General features: G+C 68.7%; 18 protein-coding genes. 4 read left to right on the top strand and 14 right to left on the bottom strand.

Translation table 11 applies throughout. The features are described from left to right. Window positions 1-117 precede the first annotated feature (117 nt). On the top strand, window positions 118-654 hold the full coding sequence (locus FOZ70_RS30870) for a TlpA disulfide reductase family protein (protein ID WP_027789046.1): 537 nt from the start codon (window positions 118-120) through the stop codon (window positions 652-654). Between the two features lie 97 nt (window positions 655-751). Here FOZ70_RS30870 and FOZ70_RS30865 read toward each other — a convergent pair whose 3' ends face one another. From FOZ70_RS30865 to FOZ70_RS30825, 9 genes are all read right to left on the bottom strand, one after another. Continuing rightward, window positions 752-2,107: a sigma-54 dependent transcriptional regulator gene (locus tag FOZ70_RS30865; protein WP_027789045.1), complete on the bottom strand. Its 1,356-nt coding sequence runs from the start codon at window positions 2,105-2,107 to the stop codon at window positions 752-754. Between the two features lie 95 nt (window positions 2,108-2,202). Continuing rightward, the gene (locus tag FOZ70_RS30860; protein ID WP_059489815.1) at window positions 2,203-4,212 is read right to left on the bottom strand and encodes an ATP-binding protein; all 2,010 of its coding nucleotides are present in this window, start codon (window positions 4,210-4,212) and stop codon (window positions 2,203-2,205) included. A 4-nt stretch (window positions 4,213-4,216) separates the two neighbouring features. Beyond that, window positions 4,217-5,506 (bottom strand): dicarboxylate/amino acid:cation symporter, encoded by a 1,290-nt coding sequence (locus FOZ70_RS30855; RefSeq protein ID WP_059489813.1) that lies wholly within the window; start codon window positions 5,504-5,506, stop codon window positions 4,217-4,219. A 355-nt stretch (window positions 5,507-5,861) separates the two neighbouring features. Further along, window positions 5,862-7,556 (bottom strand): cation acetate symporter, encoded by a 1,695-nt coding sequence (locus tag FOZ70_RS30850; protein ID WP_048023909.1) that lies wholly within the window; start codon window positions 7,554-7,556, stop codon window positions 5,862-5,864. 11 nt (window positions 7,557-7,567) lie between these two features. Continuing rightward, window positions 7,568-7,873 (bottom strand): DUF485 domain-containing protein, encoded by a 306-nt coding sequence (locus FOZ70_RS30845; protein ID WP_048023901.1) that lies wholly within the window; start codon window positions 7,871-7,873, stop codon window positions 7,568-7,570. Between the two features lie 96 nt (window positions 7,874-7,969). After that, on the bottom strand, window positions 7,970-9,175 hold the full coding sequence (locus FOZ70_RS30840) for a CaiB/BaiF CoA-transferase family protein (protein ID WP_060218611.1): 1,206 nt from the start codon (window positions 9,173-9,175) through the stop codon (window positions 7,970-7,972). Window positions 9,176-9,205: 30 nt separating this feature from the next. Continuing rightward, window positions 9,206-10,342, bottom strand: coding sequence for an acyl-CoA dehydrogenase family protein (locus tag FOZ70_RS30835; protein ID WP_059586558.1), 1,137 nt, complete (start codon window positions 10,340-10,342; stop codon window positions 9,206-9,208). Window positions 10,343-10,356: 14 nt separating this feature from the next. Continuing rightward, complete coding sequence (locus tag FOZ70_RS30830; RefSeq protein ID WP_219707485.1) at window positions 10,357-11,565, bottom strand: acyl-CoA dehydrogenase family protein; 1,209 nt, start codon at window positions 11,563-11,565, stop codon at window positions 10,357-10,359. 29 nt (window positions 11,566-11,594) lie between these two features. Then, the gene (locus FOZ70_RS30825; protein ID WP_219707484.1) at window positions 11,595-13,727 is read right to left on the bottom strand and encodes a 3-hydroxyacyl-CoA dehydrogenase NAD-binding domain-containing protein; all 2,133 of its coding nucleotides are present in this window, start codon (window positions 13,725-13,727) and stop codon (window positions 11,595-11,597) included. Window positions 13,728-13,976: 249 nt separating this feature from the next. On the opposite strand from FOZ70_RS30825, the gene FOZ70_RS30820 reads away from it, so the two are divergent. From FOZ70_RS30820 to FOZ70_RS30810, 3 genes are all read left to right on the top strand, one after another. Beyond that, a complete protein-coding gene (locus FOZ70_RS30820; RefSeq protein WP_059486914.1) occupies window positions 13,977-14,939 on the top strand; it encodes a LysR family transcriptional regulator in 963 nt (320 codons plus the stop codon). 71 nt (window positions 14,940-15,010) lie between these two features. Beyond that, window positions 15,011-16,888, top strand: coding sequence for a gamma-glutamyltransferase (gene ggt, locus FOZ70_RS30815; RefSeq protein WP_219707483.1), 1,878 nt, complete (start codon window positions 15,011-15,013; stop codon window positions 16,886-16,888). 5 nt (window positions 16,889-16,893) lie between these two features. Beyond that, window positions 16,894-17,490: a hypothetical protein gene (locus FOZ70_RS30810; protein WP_219707482.1), complete on the top strand. Its 597-nt coding sequence runs from the start codon at window positions 16,894-16,896 to the stop codon at window positions 17,488-17,490. 17 nt (window positions 17,491-17,507) lie between these two features. Here FOZ70_RS30810 and FOZ70_RS30805 read toward each other — a convergent pair whose 3' ends face one another. The 5 genes from FOZ70_RS30805 to lipB form a co-directional block, all read right to left on the bottom strand. Next, window positions 17,508-18,473, bottom strand: a complete 966-nt coding sequence (locus FOZ70_RS30805; RefSeq protein ID WP_219707504.1) for an ABC transporter permease subunit — start codon at window positions 18,471-18,473, stop codon at window positions 17,508-17,510. Then, on the bottom strand, window positions 18,473-19,270 hold the full coding sequence (locus tag FOZ70_RS30800) for an ATP-binding cassette domain-containing protein (protein WP_048023884.1): 798 nt from the start codon (window positions 19,268-19,270) through the stop codon (window positions 18,473-18,475). Before FOZ70_RS30800 ends, FOZ70_RS30805 begins: the two co-directional genes overlap by 1 nt. A 38-nt stretch (window positions 19,271-19,308) precedes the next feature. Continuing rightward, a complete protein-coding gene (tauA, locus tag FOZ70_RS30795; protein ID WP_027789032.1) occupies window positions 19,309-20,325 on the bottom strand; it encodes a taurine ABC transporter substrate-binding protein in 1,017 nt (338 codons plus the stop codon). A gap of 251 nt (window positions 20,326-20,576) precedes the next feature. Next, complete coding sequence (gene lipA / locus FOZ70_RS30790; protein WP_011886137.1) at window positions 20,577-21,569, bottom strand: lipoyl synthase; 993 nt, start codon at window positions 21,567-21,569, stop codon at window positions 20,577-20,579. Next, window positions 21,562-22,320: a lipoyl(octanoyl) transferase LipB gene (gene lipB / locus FOZ70_RS30785; protein WP_027789031.1), complete on the bottom strand. Its 759-nt coding sequence runs from the start codon at window positions 22,318-22,320 to the stop codon at window positions 21,562-21,564. Before lipB ends, lipA begins: the two co-directional genes overlap by 8 nt. Window positions 22,321-22,342: the final 22 nt, after the last annotated feature.

Genomic DNA, 22,342 nt, shown 5'->3' with positions numbered 1-22,342 from the left:
GAATTCCGGGATGCGCGGCCGCCGTCGGTGCACATCCCGCATTCGCGCTAAAATGAGCGCCGAATTTCGATGTCCTTTGCTTCGATCCGCGTCATCGACCGACTCCGAGAGCCCCAGATGAACACCACGCCTCCCGCCCGGCGCAGCGCCGGCCCCGTCCGCTACATCGTCGCCGCCGCCGTCGTCGCGGCGATCGCCGTTGCCGGCTTCTTCGCGTTCAACGGCAAGTCCACCGTGCCGGACGCCACGTTCACGCTGCTGTCGGGCCAGAAGGTCTCGACCGCAGGCGACCTGAAAGGGAAGGTCTATCTCGTGAACTTCTGGGCGACGAGCTGCGCGACCTGCATGCAGGAAATGCCGCAGATGGTCGATACCTACAATCGCTTCAAGGGTCAGGGGCTGGAGTTCGTCGCGGTCGCGATGAACTACGATCCGCCGATGTACGTCGCGAACTACGCGCAGACGCGCCAGTTGCCGTTCAAGGTCGCGCTCGACGACGGCAGCGTCGCGAAGCAGTTCGGCAACGTGCAGCTCACGCCGACGACCTTCGTCGTCGACAAGGACGGCAAGATCCTGAAGCGCTACGTCGGCGCACCGCAGTTCGCGGAACTCGACGCACTGCTCAAGAAGGCACTCGACAGCAACGCGGCCTGAGCGCCGCCCGATCCGGCTCGAAGGGCCGCGCGCCGCGCCCTTCCCCGCACGACGGACCGCACGACCGGGCAACCCGGTTCCGCGGTCCGTTCGCTTTTCAGCGCTCGGTTTCGCCTTTCGCCGACAGCCCGTAGCGCTTCATCTTCTCGTACAGCGTCGCCTTGCCGACATGCAGCCGGTCGGCCGTCGCGGCGACCGCGCCGCCCGTCTGGTTCAGCGCCTCGGCGATCACCGCGCGCTCGAATTGCTCGATGCGCTCCTTCAGCGTCTGCTCGTTGTCGGCATCGCCGCCGTTCGCGCCCGTCTCCTGCGGCATGTCGGCCACGCCGAGCACGAAGCGGTCGGCCGCGTTGCGCAGCTCGCGCACGTTGCCGGGCCAGTCGCGCTGCATCAGGCTCGCGCGCTGCCGGTCGGTCAGCACCGGCGCGGGCCGCGCGTAACGCACGGCCGCATCGAGCATGAAGTGCTCGAACAGCGGCACGATGTCCTCGCGGCGCTCGGCAAGCGGCGGCAGCGCGATCGTCACGACGTTGAGCCGGTAAAGCAGGTCGCGCCGGAACGTGCCGGCCGCGACGAGCTCGCTCATGTCGCCCTTCGCGGCCGCGACGACGCGGCAGTTCACGCGAATCGGCTGGTTCGAGCCGAGCCGCTCCAGTACGCCGTCCTGCAGCACGCGCAGCAGCTTCACCTGCAGCGCGAGCGGCATGCTTTCGATTTCATCGAGGAACAAGGTGCCGCCGGATGCGTACTCGAGCTTGCCGACCCGGCGCTTCGCGGCGCCGGTGAACGCGCCGGGCTCGTAGCCGAACATCTCCGATTCGAACATCGGCTCGGGCAGCGCGCCGCAGTTCACCGCGATGAACGGCTTGTCGCGACGCGGCGACAGCTCGTGCAGGCTGCGCGCGATCAGCTCCTTGCCGGCGCCCGTGTCGCCGTTGATCAGCACCGACGCGTCGGTCGGCGCGACGTTCGCGATCAGCTTGCGCACCTGCTCGATCGCGGGGCTGCGGCCGATGATGCGCGGCGCGACCACGTTCTGCCCGGCAAGCTCGCGTCGCAGCGCGTGGTTCTCGAGCACCAGCTCGCGCCGCTCGAGCGCACGGCGCACCGTCTCGATCAGGCGCTCGGCCGCGAACGGTTTTTCGATGAAGTCGTATGCGCCGTCGCGCATCGCCTGCACGGCCATCGAGATGTCGCCGTGCCCGGTGACGAGGATCACGGGCACGTCGGGCACGCGCTCGCGGCACTGCGCGAGCACGTCGAGCCCGCTCGCGCCGGGCAGCCGGATGTCGCTGACGATCGCGCCGGCGGTATCCGCGACGATCGCCTTCTCGGCTGCCTCGGCCGACTCGAAGCCGGCGACGTCGAACCCCGCCAGCTGAAGGCTCTGCACGCTTGCCCGGCGAACGAGCGCATCGTCTTCGATATAGATCACTTGCAGGCGGTTGGCCATCGTACTCACTTGCTCCTGACGGGCCGCACGGCGGCAGCGCGCGCGGCGTCGGTTGATACCGATCGTGCACCGATCGGGCGGGCGGCATGGCGCGCCTAGCGCGAGCCCGCCGGCTCGGACACGGAGTCCGGATGATGCGTGCGGGCGCGCCGCAGCGTCAAGACGAACAGCGCGCCGCCCGACGGCGCGTTGCGCGCGGTCAGCGCGCCGCCCGCGTCGCTCGCGATCGACGACGAGATCGCGAGCCCGAGCCCGAGCCCGCGCCCCATTTCCTTGGTCGTGAAGAACGGCTCGAACAGGCGCGGCAGCAGGTCGGGCGCGATGCCGGAGCCGTTGTCGCGCACCTCGATCGCGAGCGTCGCGGCCGACACCGCGACCGTCACCTCGATCGCTGGCGCCGCCACGCCGGCGACCGCGTCGAGCGCGTTGCCGAGCAGGTTGATCAGCACCTGTTCGAGGCGCAGGTCCTCGCAGCGCGCGACGAGTTCGGGATAGTCGCGCGCCAGGTCGAGCGGCGCATCGTGCGCGGGCGACACGGTCGCATCCTGCAACGTCAGCGTGAGTGCGACGCCGCGCAGGCGCTCGTCGAGCAACGACAGCACGCTGCGCAGCGCGCGCACGACGAGCGCCTGCTCGTTGCGCGGCTTCGCGCGGCCGACGAACAGCTTCAGCTGGTTCGTGATCTTGCCCATCCGCTCCGTGAGCGCGGCGATCGCCTCGAGGTTCTCGCGCGCGGCCGCCTGCTCGCCGCGATCGAGCAGCACACGCGTGTTGTCCGAGAAACTGCGCAGCGCCGCGAGCGGCTGGTTCAGTTCGTGCGTGATGCCGGCCGCCATCTGGCCAAGTGCGGCGAGCTTGCTCGCCTGGATCAGTTCGTCGTGCGCGGCGCGCAGTTCCTGTTCCGCGCGGATCCGGTCGCCGACCTCCTTCTGCAGTTGCTCGTTCGCTTCCGACAGGTCGGCCGTGCGCTCTTCGACGCGCCGGTTCAACTCCGCGTACGCCTGCTGCAGCAACGCGCGGCCGCGAATCATTTCGCGCACGCGCGCGCGGCGCATCCGCCAGTAGAACGCGAGCAGCGCGACCGACACGAAGCCGAAGCCCGTGACGATCGTCGCGTTGCGCGCATCGGCGTCGACGGGCGCGATCGGCGCCAGCGTGACGAGCAGCCAGTCGGGCTCGCCGATCCGGCGCTTGCTCGCGAGGTAGCGCGGCGCGCGCAGGCCCGCGCCGAGACGCACGATTTCCGCATCGGGGCCCAGCACCTGCTCGATGCGCAGCGGCAATGGCGTGACGGGCTGCTGCGCGTACTGGCGCGTCTCGTAGATCGACGCGGCGACGGACCCCGTCAGCGGCCGCAGCGTGTGGTACTTCCAGGCTGGCACCGACGACAGGAACACGACGCCGTGGTCGTCCGCGACGACGAGCGGCTCGGACGCATCGGCGCCCTGGAACCATTCGAGGTTGAGCTTCACGACGACGACGCCCGCGATCCTGCCGTCGCGCCACACGGGCTGCGAGATGTAGTAGCCGGGATCGCGCGAGATCGTGCCGATCCCGAAGAAGCGGCCGACCTGGCCGTTCATCGCATCGAGGAAATACGGGCGGAAGCGGTATTCGATCCCGACGAAGCTATCGGGCGCGCGCCAGTTGCTGGCGGCGACACACAGGCCGTCCGCGCCGATCACGTAGGTGACGGTCGCGTGCGCGTGTTCGTTGAGGTCTTCGAGATAGCGGTTGACGCGTGCGGTGTAGTCGGTGCGCTTCGGCTCGGCGAGCAGGTCCTGCACGTACGGATGGCTACCGAGCAGATAAGGCAGCGATTCGTAGCGGTCGAGCGTGCTCTTGAGCGCGTTGGTGGTGCGGTCGACGCGCACCGCGGCGTTGCGCTGCAACTCTGCGACGCCGCGCCGCCAGGTGATCGTCCACGTCAGCGTGCACGCCGCGGCGAGCGCGGCGGCAAGCACGACGAGAATGAGCAGGCGGCGCGTCACGGTCGAGGCTTCCTGGCGATGCGGATCGCCTATTGTGTCATAGGCCTCCACCTGCCCGCCCTGGCCGCCGCGGGCCGCACCGCCCGCGGGCGATGCCGCCGCCTGCCCCTTCATGACGTCAGACGCCGGCCGTCTCGGTCGGCGTGACTTCGCCGCCGCCCTTCAGCGCCTGGCGCAGCTTGTTGCGGTCGAGTTCCTTCTCCCATGCCGACACGACGACCGTCGCGACGCCGTTGCCGACGATGTTGGTCAGCGCGCGGCATTCGCTCATGAAGCGGTCGATGCCGAGGATCAGCACCATGCCCGACAGCGGGATCGTCGGCACGACGGCCAGCGTCGCGGCGAGCGTGATGAAGCCCGCGCCCGTGACACCGCTTGCGCCCTTCGACGTCAGCATCGCGACCGCGAGCAGCGTGAGCTGTTGCATCCACGTCAGTTCGATGTTGGTCGCCTGCGCGATGAACAGCACGGCCATCGTCATGTAGATGTTGGTGCCGTCGAGGTTGAACGAATAGCCGGTCGGCACGACGAGGCCGACGACCGAACGCGAGCAGCCGGCCTTCTCGAGCTTTTCCATCAGCTGCGGCAGCGCGGCTTCCGACGAGCTCGTGCCGAGCACGATCAGCAGCTCTTCCTTGATGTAGGACACGAAGCGGATGATCGAGAAGCCCGTGACGCGGGCGATCGTGCCGAGCACGACGAGCACGAACACGACAGACGTCAGGTAGAACGTGCCGATCAGCTTGAGCAGCGGCACCAGCGAGCCGACGCCGTACTTGCCGATCGTGAACGCCATCGCGCCGAACGCGCCGATCGGTGCCAGCTTCGTGACGATGTGCACGATGCCGAACAGCACGCGCGTGAGCCCGTCGATGAAGTCGGTGACGACCTTCCCGCGCTCGCCGAGGTGCGCGAGCACGCTGCCGAACAGCAGTGCGATCAGCAGGATCTGCAGGATCTCGCCCTGCGCGAACGCATCGACCATCGTGTTCGGGATGATGTGCATCAGGAAGTCGACCGTCGACTGCCCGTGCGCCTTCGCCGCGTAAGACGCGACGGCCTTGCCGTCGAGCGTCGCCGGATCGATGTTGAAGCCGACGCCCGGACGCAGGATGTGCGTGGCCGCGAGGCCGAGCACCAGCGCGAAGGTCGACACGATCTCGAAGTACAGGAGTGCCTTGCCGCCGACGCGGCCCACCTTCTTCATGTCCTCCATGCCGGCGATGCCGGTGACGACCGTACAGAAGATGATCGGGCCGATGACCATCTTGATCAGCTTGATGAAGCCGTCGCCGAGCGGCTTCATGTCGGTGGCGATCGACGGGTAGAAATGGCCGAGGATCACGCCGACGATGATGGCGAAGATCACCTGCACATAGAGCACTTTGTAGAAGGGTTTCTTCTTCACGATGGTTCCTGCTGAAGTAGATGAGCCGATGGAAACGGCGTCACGCGCGCGGACGAATGTCAGGGGGAAACAAATCGCCCGCGCGGCTGCCGTGCCGCAACAAGCGATGCCTCAGGACATCCGGAGGGGGAGGAAGGCAGTGGTCATCGGTTGTCTCCTTGCTTGCTGTAGTAGTTCGGCCGGGGGATGGCCGTGCGCTTTATATCGCAAGGTCGATGCCAGGTTTCCGTAACCCCTCAAGCCGTTGTTTTCATTGTATTTCTCATAATGCGGCAGGCAAGGAAATCCGGCTTTCCGGATTTCCGGAAAATATCCGTCCGGGGATTCGGACGGATTGGTGAATTCTTCAGATGAATCAGTGCTGCACGGCCTCGCCGGCCAGCAAGCCCGTCTGCGCGTAGAACTCCTGCTGCGCGAACGCGTCGCGCTCGCGCCGTGCACGCTCGCCGCGATCCGCGAGCGAACCGACGACGATCCCGACGAACGCGAGCGGCACCGACACGAGCGCCGGGTTGTCGAGGAACACCGGCGCGTGCGCGTGATGCAGCACGTCGACCCACACCGACTTCGACAGCACCGTGAGCGTGACCGCCGACACGAGGCCGAGGCCGCCGCCGAGCACCGCGCCGCGCGTCGTCATCCCGCGCCAGAAGATCGACATCGCGAGCACCGGGAAATTCGCGCTCGCGGCCACCGCCGCGACGAGGCCGACCATGAACGCGACATTCACGTGCTCGAACAGGATCGACAGCCCGATCGCGACCGCCGACAACGCAATCGTCGCCGCGCGCGAGATACGCATCTCGAGGCGCTCGTCGGGCTTGCCGCGCGCCCACATCTGCGCGTACAGGTCATGCGAGATCGTCGTCGCACCGGCGAGCGTGAGGCCCGCGACCACCGCGAGGATCGTCGCGAACGTGACCGCCGCGATGAACCCGTAGAACCAGTTCCCGCCGACCGCTTGCGCGAGCTTCACAGCGACCATGTTCGAGCCGCCGAGCAGGTCGTGCGTCAGGTTGAAGGACCCGTCGGCACCCAGCTTGAAGAATTCCGGATGCTGCGCGAGCAGCACGATCGCCGAAAAGCCGATCACGAAGGTCAGCAGGTAGAAGTAGCCGATGAAGCCGGTCGCATAGAGCACCGACTTGCGCGCCTCCTTCGCGTTCGGCACCGTGAAGAAGCGCATCAGGATGTGCGGGAAGCCGGCCGTGCCGAACATCAGCGCGATGCCGAGCGACAGCGCGTTGGCCGGATCGCGGATCAGCTTGCCGGGGCCCATGATCGACAGCGCGCCCGGATGCACGGCCACCGCGCGGCGGAACATCTCGTCGACGCTGAAGCCGAATTCGGCGAGCGCGAGCACGACGAGCAGCGTCGCGCCGCACAGCAGCAGCACGGCCTTGATCACCTGCACCCAGGTGGTCGCGGTCATCCCGCCGAAGAACACGTAGACGACCATCAGCACGCCGACGATCAGCTCGGCCGTCCCGTACGACAGCCCGAACAGCAGCTGGATCAGCTTGCCCGCACCGACCATCTGCACGACGAGGTACAGCACGACGATGGTCAGCGAATTCGCGGACGTCAGCAGCCGGATCGGCCGCTGTGCGAAGCGGTACGCAACGACGTCGACGAACGTGAACTTGCCGAGATTGCGCAGCGGTTCGGCGATCAGGAACATCACGAACGGCCAGCCGACGAGAAAGCCGATCGAGTAGATGAGCCCGTCGAAGCCGAACATGAACACCATCCCCGACAGCCCGAGGAACGACGCGGCCGACATGTAGTCGCCCGCGATCGCGAGCCCGTTCTGCAGCCCGGTGATGCCGCCGCCGGCCGTGTAGAAGTCGCGTGTCGAGCGCGTGCGGCGCGCGGCCCAGCGCGTGAGCGCGAGCGTCGCGAACACGAACGCGAAGAACATCCCGATCGCGACCGGGTTCAGTTCGACCTTGTCGGGCATCGGGCCCGCGACCGATACCGCATGCGCGGCAGACGAAACGAGGGCCGCGGGAACGGCAAGCGCGCGGAGCGCGATCGAGGTACGTCGCATGTCGGCCTCCTTCACGAACGCTGCAGGAGCGCGTCGACGCGGCGGTCGAACGCACGGTTCGCGCGCAGCACGTAACACGCGGTCAACCCGATCGCGACCAGGATGATCGCGACGCCCGCGGCGATTCCGACCGTCGTCGTCGCGCCGCGATACAGCGGCGCCGCGAGCACGTGCGGCGCGAGCGCGACGAGCAGGATGAAGCCGTAGTACGTGGCGATCATCAGTGCCGTCAGCGTGAAGCTGAAACGGCGCCGCGCACGCACGAGCTGCTGGTAGTCGCGGCGCGCCGTGACCGATTCGATGACGGAAAGCTCCATGGTGTCTCCATTTCCAACTCGTCGTTGCGAGGGTGTTGTGTGGAATGGTCGGCGCGCGTCGACTACCCCGCCCGCGCCGTGGCGGAAAAAAGCGATCTACACGACGCGATCCGCGCGCAGCCGCGCGACCTCGTCGGCCGACATCCCGAGCCAGCCGCCGAGCACCGCCTCCGTATCCGCGCCGAGCACCGGCGGCGCGCCGCGCACCGGCAGCCGCGCGCCGTCGAACCGGTACGGCGGCGCCAGGACGTCGACGCCGCCCGCGACCGGATGCGGCTGCCGCGTCACGAGCCCCGCGCTCGTCGCGCGTTCCGACGTCAGCGCTTCGTGCAACCCGAGCACTTCGCCGCACGGAATGCCCGCGTCGGCCAGCGCCGCGAGCAAAGTCGCGCGTGAACGGCGCGCGAGTTCGCGACGAATCTCGGGCAGCAGGTCGGCGCGGTTCTCCGAGCGGCCGAGGTTGGTCTTGTAGCGTTCGTCCGCGGCGAGGTCGGGCCGCTCGATCGCATCGCAAAAGCGCGCGAACTGCGGGTTGTTGCCGACCGTGATCACGAGCGGGCCGTCGGCCGCGTCGAACACGCCGTACGGCACGATCGACGGATGCGCGTTGCCGTAGCGCGGCGGGTCCTCGCCCATCAGCAGCGCGTCGAGCCCGTAGTACGCGGTGATCATCAGCCCGCAGTCGAACAGCGCCATCTCGATGCGCCGCCCGCGCCCCGTCGCATGACGTTCGTACAGCGCCGCGAGGATCGCCTGCGCCGAATACATGCCGGTGAACAGGTCGACCGCCGCGACGCCGAACTTCAGCGGCGGCTGGCCGGCTTCGCCGTTCAGCGCCATCAGCCCGGCCTCGCCCTGCACGACGAGGTCGTAGCCGGGCCGCGCGGCCTCGGCGCCCGAGCGGTCGTAGCCGGAGATCGCGCAGTGCACGAGGCGCGGGTTCAGCTCGGCCAGCGCGTCGTAGCCGAGCCCGAGCTTCTCCGCACCGCCGAATTTGAAGTTGTGAAGCACCACGTCGGCCTGCGCGGCCAGCTCGCGCGCGAGCCGCCGCCCTTCGTCGGTCTGCAGGTCGAGGCAGATCGAGCGCTTGCTGCGGTTCACGCTGTTGAAGTAGGTCGTTTCGGTGTCGCCGATCCTCAAGCCCCAGTCGCGCGTGTCGTCGCCGCGCGCCGGATGCTCGACCTTGATCACTTCCGCGCCGAAATCGGCGAGCACCATCGCGCACCACGGCCCCGCGAGCACGCGCGAGAAGTCGAGCACTTTCACGCCGGCCAGCGGCAAAACGCGCGATTCGTTCGTCATCCTTGTCTCCTCCATTCGCGTCGTTCGTCTTTACTGTTTCGACAGCGCGATGTAGCGCGCGAGATGGTGATCCTCGTCGCCGAGCTGGTGATCGATCATCACGAGGCGCTTTGCGTAGTGCGACAGCGGCAGCTCCCACGTCATCCCGATCCCGCCGTGCAACTGGATGCTCTCCTCGGCGACGAGCGTGCCGATCCGCCCGATGCTGAATTTCGCCGCGGCCAGCGCGCGTTCGCGCACCACGCGCGGCGCATCGAGCTGCGCGGCCGCGTTGATCACGGCCGAGCGTGCCTGCTCGACTTCGAGCAGCAGGTCGGCCATCCGGTGCTGCAGCGCCTGGAAACTGCCGATCGGCAGCCCGAACTGCTTGCGCGTGCGCAGGTACTCGAGCGTGTGCTCCTTCGCGACGTCCATCGCGCCGAGCGCTTCCGCCGACAGCGCGAGCAGCCCGTAGCCGAGCACGCGTTCGAGCAACTCGGCGCCCGCTTCGCCGTCGTGCGCGCCGAGCGCCGCATCGGCCGGCAGCACGACGCGCTCGAAGCGCACTTCGGCCGCGCGGCCGCCGTCGATCTTCCGGTAGTCGCGCAGCGACACGCCCGGCGCGTCGGCCGGCACGACGAACAGGCCGATGCCGGCCGCGTCGTCGTCCTGCCCGGACACGCGCGCGCTGACGACGAAGAACGCCGCCTGCGCGGCCTGGTCGACGACGCCCTTCGCGCCCGCGAGCACCCAGCCGTCGCCCGAGCGTTCGGCGCGCGTGCGCACGGTCGTCAGTTCGTAGTGCGAGCCCGGCTCGTCATGCGCGAACGCGGCGCTCGCGCTGCCGTCGATCAGCGCGGCGAGCCGCTCGCGATGCGCGTCGCCGCCTGCGAGCGACAGCGCGCGGCCCGCGAGCAGCGCACCGAGGAACGGCTCGACGACGAGCCCGCGCCCGAGGCATTCGAACACCACGGCGATGTCGAAGCCCGCGCCGCCGAAACCGCCGTCGGCTTCCGCGAACAGCGCGCCGACCGTGCCGAGTTCCGCAAAGCGCTGCCACATCGCGCGATCGAAGCCCTCGGCCGACTGCGCGATGCGATCGCGCACCGGGAACGCATACTGTTCGGTGATGAAGCGGTTCAACGTGTCCGCCAGCATCCGGCGGTCTTCTGTGTGCTGGAAATCCATCGTCGCGCTCCTCGTTACAGCCCGAGCATCATCTTCGCGATGATGTTCTTCTGGATCTCGTTCGAGCCGCCGAAGATCGACAGCTTCCGGTTGTTGAAATACTGCTGCGCGGCGCTCGCGGCTTCTTCCGGGCCGACCGGCTCGCCGTCGTAGTCGGCATCGAGCGCCTCGTCGATGAACGGCTGTGCATACGGTCCCATCGCGCGCCGCATCAGCGCGGTGATCTCCTGGCGGATCTGCGTGCCGCGGATCTTCAGCATCGAGCTTTCCGCGCCCGGCACCCCGCCGCCCGCGACCGCGGCCAGCACGCGCAGGTTGGTCGTGCGCATGTTCTCGAGTTCGATCTCGACACGCGCGACGCGCGCCGCGAAGAACGGATCGTCCGCGAGCGGCCGGCCGTTCTTCATGACCTTCGCGGCAACGGCACGCAGCCGGTCGAGCGCGGCCGTCGAAAAACCGATCCCGGCGATGTTGGTGCGCTCGTACGTGAGCAGGTATTTCGCGTAGGTCCAGCCGCGGTTCTCTTCGCCGACAAGGTTCTCCGCCGGCACGCGCACGTCGGTGAAGAACACCTCGTTCACTTCGTGCTCGCCGTCGAGCGTGATGATCGGGCGGACCTCGACGCCCGGCGTGTTCATGTCGATCAGCAGGAAGCTGATGCCTTCCTGCTTGCGCACGTCGGTCGCGGTGCGCACGAGGCAGAAGATCATGTTCGCGTAGTGGCCGAGCGTGGTCCACGTCTTCTGGCCGTTCACGATGTAGTGCTCGCCCTGCGCGTCGCGCCCGCGCACCGCGCTCGTCTTCACCGACGCGAGATCGGAGCCGGCGCCCGGCTCCGAATAGCCCTGGCACCACCAGTCGGTGCCGTCGAGAATGCGCGGCAGCCAGCGGCGCTTCTGCGCTTCGTCGCCGTACTTGATCAGCACGGGGCCGAGCATGTTCACGCCGAACGGCACGATGCGCGGCGCACCCGCGAGCGCGCACTCGTTGTCGAACAGGAACTTCTGCGCGACGCTCCAGCCGGGGCCGCCGTACTCGCGCGGCCAGTGGCTCGCGAGCCAGCCGCGCGCGTTGAGTATCGCGTGCCATTCGCGCATGTCGTCGCGCGTGAGATGCAGGCCGCCCTTCACCTTGCGCGCGATGCGCCCGGGCAGTTCGGCTTGCAGGAAGCGCTGCACTTCCGTGCGGAAGGCTTCCTCTTCGGGAGTGAAATTGAGGTCCATCGTCAGTCCATGGCGAATGCGGTTGGCGTTCAGTCGAGGCGGTTCAGGCTCGCGAAATCCGCGCCGCGCGCGACGAGATCGACGAGCAGCGGCGACGGCTTCCAGAACAGCGGATCTTCCTTCGCGAACGCGCGGATATCGGCGAGCACGTTCGCGAGGCCGACCGTGTCCGCGTAATGCATCGGGCCGCCGCGATAACGCGGGAAGCCGTAGCCGTACAGGAACACCGCGTCGACGTCGAGCGGACGCAGCGCGATCTTCTCGTGCACGACGTTCGCGCCTTCGTTGATCATCGCCGCGAGGTAGCGGCGCAGGATGTCTTCATCGGTGAACGTGCGCGGCGTAATGCCCTTCTTCGCGCGTTCTTCCGCGACGATCGCCTCGACTTCCGGGTCCGGCGTGCCGACGCGCGCGCCGTTCGGATACAGGTAGTAGCCGCGCGCCGTCTTCTGCCCGAACCAGCCGCGCTCGCACAGCCGGTCGGAAATCTCCACGTAGCGCGCGCGCGGGTCGCGCGTCGCCGCGCGGCGCTTGCGAGTCGCCCAGCCGATGTCGCCGCCGGCGAGGTCGACGACCTGGAACGGCCCCATCGGGAAGCCGAATTCGCGCACCGCGCGGTCGATCTGGTACGGCGATGCGCCGTCTTCCATCAGGTAGTCGGCCGCCGTGCGGTAGACGGCGAGGATCCGGTTGCCGATGAAGCCGTCGCACACGCCGGCGCGCACCGGCGTCTTCTTCAACTGCTTCGCGAGCGCGAACGCGGTCGCGACCACTTCGGCGCTCACGCGCGCCGGCACGACGATCTCGAGCAGCTTCATCACGTTGGCCGGCGAGAAGAAATGCAGGCCGATCACGTCGGCCGGCCGGTCGATGCTCGCGGCGATCTCGTCGATGTCGAGATACGACGTGTTGGTCGCGAGCACCGCACCCGGCTTGCACGCGCGCGCGAGTTCGGCGAACACGGCCTTTTTCACGGCCATGTCCTCGAACACGGCCTCGATCACGACGTCGGCCTGCGCGAGCGCGTCGTACGACGTGCTGCCCTTGAAACGCGCGAGCCGCGCGGCGTGCGCGGCCGGCGTCATCCGCCCTTTCGCGACGAGGCCGTCGTACACCTTCTCGACGTGCGCGCGGCCGCGTGCGAGCGACGCTTCGTCGCGTTCGATCATCGTCACCGGCAGCCCGGCATCGAGCGCCGCGACCGCGATGCCCGCGCCCATCGTGCCGCCGCCGACCACGCCGATCCGCTCGACCGGCCGCGCGCTCGCGCGACGTGCCTCGGGCACCTTCGCCGCTTCACGCTCCGCGAAGAAGGCGTGCACGAGGCCCGCGCGCTGCGGGCTGTCGATGCACTGCAGGAACAGGCTGCGTTCGAGCTTCATCCCCGCGTCGAACGACTGCGTGAGCGCGGCCTCGACCGCGTCGACGATCTTCGCGGGCGAGAACAGGCCACGCGACTTCTTCGGCAACTCGGCGCGCGCCGCGTCGATCGCGGCCTGCGCGGCCGCGCGGTCGGCCAGCCCCTGCGCGTCGCGCGTGCGGCGCACCGGCGCGCCGAGCGATACGAGCTCCTGCGCGTAGGCGAGGCCTTCGGCGAGCGTGTCGTCGCTGTGTGCGACGCGGTCGACGAGGCCGAGCGAGAGCGCTTCGTCCGCGCTCGCGTGGCGGCCCGTCAGCATCAGGTCGAGCGCGGCCTTCGCGCCGATCAGGCGCGGCGCGCGCTGCGTGCCGCCCGCGCCGGGCAGCAGGCCGAGCGTGACTTCGGGCAGCCCGAGCTTCGCGCCGGGCACCGCGAGCCGGTAATGCGCGGCGAGCGCGACTTCGAGGCCGCCGCCGAGCGTCGCGCCATGCAGCGCGACCACGACCGGCTTCGTGCCCGATTCGATCCGCTCGCACACGTCGGGCAGCGACGGCGGCACCGGCGGCTTGCCGAATTCGCGGATATCGGCGCCCGCGATGAAGTTGCGGCCGGCGCCGACGATCAGCACCGCGCGGATCGCGTCGTCGGCCTGCGCGGCGTCGAGCGCGTCGGCGAGGCCGCGCCGCACGTCGGCGGACAGCGCGTTGACGGGCGCGTGGTCGATCGTGACGACGAGCACCTTGTCGCGCCGCTCGCGCGTGACGGTGCCGGCCGGGCCGGTGGGGGAAGCGGGTGAGTTCATCGTGTCTCCTTGACGCGGCGGCAGGCGCGGCGACGCCGGTTCGTGGCTCGCGGCCACGCGAGCGGCGCCGGGGCGCCTGCCCCGGTCCCGCACGAAGCGGGACAAGATCCGGCCGTACGCCGGGCATGACCTGATTCTCGATTGATCGAGATTCATTGACAATTCCCTCCCGCTTTTACAAGCTGTCAAGTCTGACTTGACACTGAATGCTTCCGACCGTTAAACGGGACGGATCAGGAGATGCGACGCATGGACCTGAACGCGCTGACGCTGCTCGTCGAGATCCTCGACGCCGGCAATCTCAGCAAGGCCGCGCAGCGGCTCAAGATGAGCCGCGCGAACGTCAGCTACCGGCTGAACCAGCTCGAGCGCTCGATCGGCCAGCAGCTCGTGCGGCGCACGACGCGGCGCATCGAGCCGACCGAAATCGGGCTGAAGCTGTACGAGCACGGGCGGCGCATCCGCAACGAACTGCTCGCTGCGCAGGAGTCGGTGACGACGCTCGGCCAGGACCTGCAGGGCCGCGTGCGGCTGTCGGTGCCGAGCGGCTACGGGCAGATGGTGATGTCCGACTGGCTGCTCGCGTTCAAGCGGCTGCATCCGGGCATCGTGCTCGACGTTGTGTTCGAGAACCGCGTGGAAGACCTGATGCGCGACGAGATCGACATCGCGGTGCGCGTGATGCCGGAGCCGCCGCAGAACCTCGTCGCGCGCGACATGGGTGCGGTGCGCTACGTCGCGTGCGCATCGGCCGCGTTCGCGGCCGAGCACGGGATGCCGGCGAGCCTCGGCGCGTTGTCGGCCTCCCCGGTCGTCACCGCGACGGTGATGGGCCGGCAGCTCAGGATCGCCGCGTATCTCGGCGACGAGCGCCACGAGGTGCTGCTCGAGCCCACGCTGGTTTCGGAGAACTTCCTGTTCCTGCGGCAGGCGATCCTCGGCGGGATCGGCGTCGGCATCGTGCCCGACTACGTGGTGCAGGACGACATCCGGCGCGGCACGGTCGTCACGTCGCTCGACGCGTACCGGCTCAGCATCTTCGGCACGCACATGTACATGCTCTACATGCCGAACCGGCACCACACGCGCGCGACGTCGACGTTCATAGAGTTCATCCTCGAACAGGCCGGAAAGACCGGCCGGGGCGGGCCCGGCGCGATGCGTCAGGGTTTCCTGTCGGGTGACAACCCGCCGGCCGCGCGGCGACAATAGCGCGCCGGGGCGGGCAGCCGCGTTGCGCCGGCATCGTCGCCTCCTTCGAATTCACTGCTGCCGAGGGTTCAATGTTCGACCGGATTCGTCCGCATTCGCGCTCCTGGACGCTGCTCGCCGCCGTCGCGCTCGTCGCGTTCAACGCCGGCTGCACGTCCCCGTCCACGCCGCCGTCGGGCGCGGTGGTGCCCGTCGCCGCCGCATCGGGTGCCGCCGTGCCGCTGCCCGGCGTCCATGCGCCCGAGCTGTCGTCCGGCTGGACCGACAAGCCGGGCTGGACCTCGCAGCATTTCATGATCGCGGCAGCGAATCCGCTCGCGACGCAGGCCGGCTACGACATGCTGAAGGCGGGCGGCACCGCGATCGACGCGGCGATCGCCACGCAGATGGTGCTCGCGCTCGTCGAGCCGCAATCGTCGGGAATCGGCGGCGGTGCGTTCCTGCTGTACTTCGACGGCAAGGCGACGCAGGCGTACGACGGCCGCGAGACCGCGCCGGCCGCCGCGACCGACCGCCTGTTCTACGGGCCGACCGGCCAGCCGATGAGCTTCTACGAAGGCGTCGTCGGCGGGCGCTCGGTCGGCACGCCGGGCGTGCTGCGCATGCTCGACGCCGCGCACCGCGCACACGGCAAGCTGCCGTGGCGCCGCCTGTTCCAGCCCGCGATCCGGCTCGCCGAGCACGGCTTCACGATCAGCCCGCGGCTCGCGACGCTGATCGCGAACGACAAGTACCTGAAGAACGATCCGGCTGCGCGTGCGTATTTCTACAACCCGGACGGCACGCCGAAGGCGGCCGGCACGGTGCTGAAGAACCCCGCGCTCGCGACCGTGCTGCGGCAAGTCGCCGACCGCGGCGCGAACGCTTTCTACAGCGGCGCGATCGCGCGCGACATCGTCACGAAGGTGCGCAGGCACCCGACCAACCCGGGCCTGCTGTCGCTGCAGGATCTCGCGCGCTACAAGGCGAAGGTGCGCGCGCCGCTGTGCGCGGATTACCGGCGCTCGGTGGTGTGCGGGATGCCGCCGCCGTCGTCGGGCGGCCTCGCGATCGCGCAGATGCTCGGCATCCTTGAAGCGATGCCCGACTGGCAGCAGATCGGCGCGCAGAAGCCGGTGCGCAACGACGTCGGCTACGAGCCGACGCCGTTCGCCGCGCACCTGTTCAGCGAAGCCGGGCGGCTCGCCTATGCGGACCGCGCGCGTTATGTCGCCGATCCCGATTTCGTGCCGCTGCCGGGCGGCAGCTGGGCGAGCCTCACCGACAAGACCTATCTCGCGCAGCGCGCGCACCTGATCGGCGACAGCAGCATGGGCGTCGCGCAGGCCGGCACGCCGCAGGGCGCGACGCTCGCGATGGCCGACGACCGCAGCCCCGAGTTGCCGTCGACCTCCGACATCGCGATCGTCGACCGCTACGGCCAGGCGCTGTCGATGACGACGAGCATCGAGGATGCGTTCGGATCGCGGCTGATGGTGCGCGGCTTCATGCTGAACAACCAGCTCACCGATTTCTCGTTCGTGTCGAACGACAACGGCCGGCCGGTCGCGAACCGCGTGCAGCCCGGCAAGCGGCCGCGCTCGGCGATGTCGCCGGAACTCGTGTTCGACAAGAAGACGAAACAGGTGACGATGATCGTCGGCTCGGCCGGCGGCCCCGCGATCATCAATCACGTCGCGAAGGCGCTGGTCGGCGTGCTCGACTGGGGGATGACGATGCAGCAGGCGATCGCGCTGCCGAACTTCGGGTCGATGAACGGGCCGACGCAACTCGAACGCGGCCGCGTGTCCGATGCGCTCGCCGACGGGCTGAAGGGCCGCGGGCACGACGTGCGGGTGGTCGAGATGAACTCGGGGCTGCAGGGAATCCAGCGGCTGAACGTGCAGGGGCAGACGGTGTGGTTCGGCGGGGCGGATCCGCGACGGGAAGGCGTGGCGATGGGGGAGTGAGTGCGATGAGCGACAACTTCACCTATCTGGTCGATCCGGTGGTTTCGCTCGCTGAAGCGCCCGCCGAGGCACAGCGCATGATCGCGTGGCTGCAGGCGCGCGGAATCGTCGGCGCGGCGACGCGCGTCGGCGACCTGTATCGCGACTGGGGCGCGACCTGGGGGCTCAAGGAGAGCGATCTGACGGCCATCGACCGAACCGGTTACCCACCCGGCCCGCTTTATGCGAACGCCTGCGACGCGCGCGCAAATTTGCCGCCGTCCATCCCGAACTGGCTGGAGGTCGACGTGGAACGCCGCATCTTCGATGCAGGCGGGAACGGCCTCGAGATTTTCTGCCCGGCGTGCAACGCGGAGCAGACCGCGCTCGGCGCCGCATGGGGTGACGCGTTTTCCGACTGGTTCGAGGGTGACGATGCGGCTCCGCTCGTATGCGGCGCGTGCGGCCATCGGCAACCCGTCACGCAATGGCGCTACGATCCGCCGTGGGCCTTCGGCCATCTCGGCTTCAATTTCCAGAACTGGCTGCTGAGCGATGCGTTCATCGCCGAATTCAACGCTGCGTACGGCCGGCCGCTGACGGTCGTGCACCAGCACATCTGAGCGCCCTGCGCGCTGCGTCAACCGCGCCCCTTCCAGGGCACCACCCGCCGCTCGACCCACCGCATCGCGAGATCGAACAGCCACGCGATCGCGCCGATGAGCAGGATGCCCATCACGACGATGTCGGTGCGCAGGAAGCTCGATGCGTTGAGCACCATCTGCCCGAGCCCGGCCGTCGCGGCGACCATCTCGGCCGCGACGAGCGTCGTCCAGCCGAACCCGATCGCGATCCGCAGCCCCGTGAGGATTTCCGGCAGCGCGGCCGGCAGCACCACGTGGCGCACGATCTGCGCGAAGCTGCCGCCGAGCGAATACGCGGCGTTGATCTGCTCGACGGTTGCCGCACGCACGCCGGCGCGCGCGGCCATCGCGATCGGCGCGAAGCACGCGAGGAAGATCACGACGAGCTTCGCGGTTTCGTCGATGCCGAACCAGATCACGACGAGCGGCAGATACGCGAGCGGCGGCAGCGGCCGGTAGAACTCCAGCAACGGATCGAGCACGCCGCGCGCGATGCGGCTCACGCCCATCAGGATGCCGGCCGGCACGCCGATCGCGGTCGCGAGCGCGAACGCACCGAACACGCGCGCGGTGCTCCACAGCAGATGGTCGGACAACGGCAGGCCGCCCTGGATGCGGCCGTGCCACGCATCGACGAACGCGGTCCACACGGCTTCCGGCGCGGGCAGGAACAGCGGCGGCAGCCACTGGCGATGGGTGGCGACCCACCACAGCAGTGCCAGTGCCGCGACCGTCGCCGCGCTCAGCCCGGCTGTCTTCCCCTGCCCCGGCAACCGGTAGCTATGCGATGCGCGAGCCGGACGCGCCGCGTGACGCCGTTGCGTCGCGCGTTGATCCTGCCCGGGCTCCGCGGCCGTGCGATCGGCCGCCCAAGAATCCTGCGTGCTCATGCTGTCCTGCCTGTGCAAGGTACTGATCCGACCGCGTCCGACCGACGCGCCCTGTCGCGCGAGTTCGTGCATCACGCCGCCGCCTCGGCGGCCTCGTCGCGATGCAGGTACGCGATCAGCCGTTCGCGCCATGCGATGAAATCCGGTGACGACTTCACCGCGCGCGCATCGCGCGATTCGACGTAGCGGCGCGCGAACGGTAGTTCGAAGGTTTCCGCGATCCGGCCGGGGCCGGGCGTCATCACGACGAGACGCGTCGCGAGAAACAGCGCCTCCTCGACGTCGTGCGTAATGAAGAACACCGTCTTGCCGGTACGTGCCCATACGTCGAGCACGAGCGCCTGCATCGTGCCGCGCGTCATCGCGTCGAGCGCGCCCATCGGCTCGTCCATCAGCAGCACGCGCGGGTCGCTCGCGAGCGCGCGCGCGATGCCGACGCGCTGCTGCATCCCGCCCGACAGCTCGTACACGCGCGCATGCGCATGCCTGTCGAGCCCGACGAGCGCGAGCATCTCCCGCGCCCGCGCTTCGCGTTCGGCCTTCGACACACGTGCGAAGCGCAACCCGAGCGCGACGTTGTCGAGCACGTCGAGCCACGGCAGCAGCGCGTATTTCTGGAACACGACACCACGATCGGCGCCGGGGCCCGTGACCGGCACGCCGTCGACGCGCACGTCGCCGGTCGTCGGCGCGACGAAGCCGGCCATGCAGTTCAGCAGCGTCGTCTTGCCGCAGCCGGACGCGCCGAGCGCGACGACGAATTCACCGGCCTCGATGCGCAGGTCGACGCGCGCGAGCGCCTGCGTCGTCGGCCGGCCGCGTTCGCCCGGATAGTCGACCGATACCTGACGGACTTCCAGCGTGCTCATGTTCAGGACTCCGCGACGAGTGGGTTGAGTGGCCGCACTCAGCGCGCGGCCTTCTGCACGAACTGCGGATCGACGCCGGCCGAGTAGTCGGCGAGCACCGTCTGGATCGTGCCCTGCGATTTGAGGAACGTGGCGGTGGCCGCGAGCGATTTCGCGGCGCCCGACTGCGCACCGCCGCCGAGCCACGTCGGCGACGCCTGCTCGGCCGGCGTCGGGAACGCGTAGAGCGCGAGGCTGGCCGGTACGTCCTGCGCGTTCGCGCCCGACACCTTCGCGACCGCCGCGACCTGCGGCGAGCCGACCTTCCACGCGGCAGCGTGCGCGCGATAGTCGGCATCGGCGGCCGCGAGCACCTTCACGAAGCGCGTGACGAACTCGGGGTTCTCGCGCGCGAACTTGCGGCTCACGACGAAGCCGTCGAAGGTCGCCTTGCCGCTTTCCTTCGCCACCTGACCCGACGTCGTGAGCACGGTGCCCGACTGCTTGACCTTCGCGAGCACCGGATCCCAGATGTAGGTCGCGTCGATGTCGCCGCGCGCCCACGCCGCCGCGACTTCGGGCGGACGCAGGTTGACGATCTTCACGTCGTTCGGATTGACGCCCGCGGCCTGCAGCGCGACGAGCGTATGGAAATGCGACGTCGACACGAACGGCACGCCGATCTTCTTGCCTTTCAGCGCGGCGATGTTGGTGACGCCCGAACCGTTGCGCGCGACGAGCGCCTCGGCGTCGTTGATGTTGTCGAGCACCCAGAACAGCGAGATGTCGAGCCCCTGCGACAGCCCGGCCGCGATCGGGCTCGAGCCGGCTTCGCCGAGCTGCACGGAGCCCGATGCGAGCGCGCGGATCACGTCGGCGCCGCTGTCGAGCTTGCGGAACGTGACCTTGTAGCCGGTCGCCTTTTCGACTTCACCGCTCGCCTGCGCATAGCGCCACGGCACGACCATGTCCTGGTACGCGATCACGACTTCGCGCGATTCGGCGTGCGCCGCGCCCAGCGCGGCAAAGGCGGTCAGCGCGACGACGGCGCGGCGGATGAAGCTGAAACGGGACATGCGGCTCTCCTTCGAATGCGGGCATTGCTGCGGGAGAGCCGACTATAGGAGCTTTGCGCGCGGCGGGAGCGAACTTATCCTGCGAAGCTATCGATGCCGTTTCAGCTTTGCTTTCCATGCTCGACCGGATTGCGTGTCCGGTCGGGTGACGATTGCCGTGCGAATGCGCGGGCGGCGGCCGCACCAACGAAAAAGCCCGCATCGCTGCGGGCTTTTTTCTGGCTCGTCAGAGGACGACGAAGCAAGCGGGCTCAGACCACCCCTGCGCCATGCGCCTGCAGGTCGGCGTGATAGCTCGACCGCACCATCGCGCCGACGGCCGCGTGCGTGAAGCCCATCTTGTACGCCTCTTCCTCGTACATCTTGAACGTATCGGGATGCACGTACGCGCGCACCGGCAGGTGGTGCTCGGACGGCTGCAGGTACTGGCCGATCGTCAGCATGTCGACGTCGTGCGCGCGCAGGTCGCGCATCACCTGCAGGATTTCCTCTTCGGTCTCGCCGAGGCCGACCATCAGGCCCGACTTCGTCGCGACGTCCGGATGCAGCGCCTTGAAGTCCTTCAGGAGCTTCAGCGAGTGCGCGTAGTCCGAACCCGGGCGCGCTTCCTTGTACAGGCGCGGCACCGTTTCGAGGTTGTGGTTCATCACGTCGGGCGGCGCGGCGTTCAGGATCGAGATCGCACGGTCGAGACGGCCGCGGAAGTCCGGCGTCAGGATCTCGATGCGCGTGTCCGGCGACTGCGCGCGCGTTTCGCGGATGCATTCGACGAAGTGGGCGGCGCCGCCGTCGCGCAGGTCGTCGCGGTCGACGCTCGTGATCACCACGTACTTGAGCTTCAGCGCGGCGATCGTGCGCGCGAGGTTCTTCGGTTCATCCGCGTCGAGCGGGTCGGGACGGCCGTGGCCGACGTCGCAGAACGGGCAGCGGCGCGTGCACTTGTCGCCCATGATCATGAACGTCGCGGTGCCCTTGCCGAAGCATTCGCCGATGTTCGGGCAGCTCGCTTCCTCGCACACCGTATGCAGGTTGTGCTCGCGCAGGATCGTCTTGATCTCGTTGAAGCGCGAGCTGCCGGTGGCCGCCTTCACGCGGATCCACTCGGGCTTCTTCAGCTTTTCGATCGGAATGACCTTGATCGGGATGCGCGCCGTCTTCGCCTGCGCCTTCTGCTTGGCGGTCGGATCGTAGGCAGGGGTCGCGGCCGGATCGGCCGGTGCGGGGGAAGCGGTAACGTCAGTCATTCGAATGTTGTTCCAGTGCCTGCGGCTTGTCGGCGGCCGCGGATGCGCCGTCGAGGTTGGCGATCAGACGGCGCACCAGCGTATGGGCGACGTCGTTCCAGTCGGCGGCAACCTCGAGGCTCGCCATGTCGACAGTTTCCAGTCCGGCATAGCCGCACGGGTTGATCGCAAGAAACGGGCGCAGATCCATCTTCACGTTCAGGCTCAGCCCGTGATAGCTGCAGCCGTTGCGGATCTTCAGGCCGAGGGCCGCGATTTTCGCGCCCTCGTGCGCGCCGGATGCGACGTAGATCCCGGGCGCGCCCGCCTTGCGGACCGAAGCGAGATTATACGCCGCGAGGGTTTCGATCACGGCCTCCTCGATCTTCGTCACCAGCGTGCGCACCATCAGCTTGCGCCGGCGCAGGTCCAGCAGCAGGTAGGCGACGATCTGGCCGGGGCCGTGGTAGGTGATCTGCCCGCCGCGGTCGACCTTCACGAGCGGCACGCCGCTGTCGGCCACCAGCAGGTGGGCCGGGTCGCCGGCCTGGCCGAGCGTGTAGACGGGCGGGTGCTCGACCAGCCAGATCTCGTCGCCGGTATCGGCCGTGCGCGTGTCGGTGAACGCGCGCATCGCGTCGAAGCTCGTTTCGTAGGTCTCGACGCCCCGCCACCGCACGGTGACCGGCGGGGCCGGCTGATCCGGGGACCCGGCGGGCGATGCGGAAACGGCAACAGGCGTGGACACGATGGAAACCGGCGAAACGGACATGGGCGGTAGTTTACCGAAAACC

It is taken from the genome of Burkholderia sp. COPS, from assembly GCF_019425585.1.
Classification (GTDB): Bacteria; Pseudomonadota; Gammaproteobacteria; order Burkholderiales; family Burkholderiaceae; genus Burkholderia; species Burkholderia cepacia.
This window is presented reverse-complemented; position numbering and strand designations above follow the sequence as displayed.